General features: G+C 57.9%; 1 protein-coding gene. It reads right to left on the bottom strand.

Translation table 11 applies throughout. The features are described from left to right. On the bottom strand, nt 1-235 hold a 235-nt coding region (locus KVT28_RS26960), incomplete at both ends, for a zinc-binding dehydrogenase (protein WP_217551397.1).

Below are 235 nucleotides of genomic sequence, written 5' to 3'. Positions count from 1 at the left end.
CTGTGAACGGCCTTTAACCCCACCAAAAGCGGAACCACGCCATTCGCGACCGGTCACCAGCTGGAATGGACGGGTAGAAATCACCTGGCCCGCACCAGCCACGCCGATAAACACTGATTCGCCCCAACCTTTGTGGCAGCACTCCAGCGCCGAACCCATCACGTTAACGTTACCGATGCACACGAAGGAGAAATCCCCGCCGCCGTCGGTCAGTTCAACGATCACATCCTGAATC

Source organism: Pantoea sp. GbtcB22, assembly GCF_019091025.1.
GTDB lineage: Bacteria > Pseudomonadota > Gammaproteobacteria > Enterobacterales > Enterobacteriaceae > Pantoea > Pantoea leporis.
Note: the sequence above shows the minus strand (reverse complement) of the source record. Positions and strands in the feature narration are given on the sequence as shown.